Annotated in this window: 2 protein-coding genes; both read left to right on the top strand. The window is 64.8% G+C overall.

Annotation, left to right across the window (positions count from 1 at the left end; genetic code table 11):
• The coding region (locus EOA60_RS34265; protein ID WP_128312687.1) for an SDR family oxidoreductase at window positions 1–551 on the top strand (551 nt) is incomplete at its 5' end.
• Between the two features lie 85 nt (window positions 552–636).
• A partial coding sequence (locus EOA60_RS34260; RefSeq protein ID WP_245502695.1) for a substrate-binding domain-containing protein occupies window positions 637–1,091 on the top strand: 455 nt, incomplete at its 3' end.

Genomic DNA, 1,091 nt, shown 5'->3' with positions numbered 1-1,091 from the left:
AGCAAGCGCTTGCCACCTTCGGCCGCATCGACGTGCTGGTCGCCAATGCCGGCATCAACGTTTTCCACGAGCCGCTGGAAACCACGGAAGAGGAATGGCGGCGCTGCTTTGCCGTCGATCTCGACGGGGTGTGGTATTCGGCGCGCGCCGTGCTGCCGGCGATGCGGGCTCAGACGCAGGGTTCGATCGTGGCGATCGCTTCGTGCCATTCTTTCGCGATCATCCCCTCGACCTTTCCCTATCCGGTTGCCAAGCACGGACTGCTCGGCCTGGTACGATCGCTCGGCGTTCAATACGCGGCCGAAGGTGTTCGCGTGAACGCGATCGCACCCGGCTACATCGAGACGCAGATCGCGGTCGACTACTGGAACACCTTTCCTGATCCGCAGGCGGAGCGCCAGCGCACCTACGACCTGCACCCGCCGCGCCGCATCGGGCGGCCGGAGGAGGTGGCGATGACTGCCGTCTTCCTCGGCTCCGACGAGGCCCCGTTCATCAACGCGGCCTGCATCGTCATCGATGGCGGGCGCTCGGTTCTCTACCACGAATGAGGTTTCGCACCGGCGGCCGGTCGCCGGAAACGTCTTCAAGCAAAAAGGACTCCCGCCGGCCGGGATCGATATGGAGGAGGAAACCATGAAACGCATGATCAGGATGTGGCTTGCTGTGGCCGCGACCGCAGCCGTCGCGCTGACGGTCCATGGCGCCGGCGCGCAGGACAAGATGAAGTTCGGCTATATCAACAAGATGGGCGACCATCCCTGGTTCGTCCGCGAGGTGAAGGGTGCCAAGGACAAGGCCGCCGAGCTCGGCGTCGACCTGCTTGTCCAGGACGTTCAGTTCGACGCCAACCTCGCCGTCACCACCTTCGACACCTATGTCGGCGACGGCGTCAAGGGCATCGCCGTGGTGGTGCCGGACCGCTCGCTCGGCCCGGTCGTCGCCGACAAAGCAAAGGCCGCCAAGATCGGCCTGATTGCTGTCGACGACGACATCGCCTTCGCCGACGGCACGCCGGTCGCCTATGTCGGCATGAACGCGCTCAACATCGGCAAGCAGGTCGGCGGCGAGATTGCCCGCATCGTCAAGGC

The organism is Mesorhizobium sp. M1A.F.Ca.IN.020.06.1.1 (assembly GCF_004023265.1).
Classification (GTDB): Bacteria; Pseudomonadota; Alphaproteobacteria; order Rhizobiales; family Rhizobiaceae; genus Mesorhizobium.
Note: the sequence above shows the minus strand (reverse complement) of the source record. Positions and strands in the feature narration are given on the sequence as shown.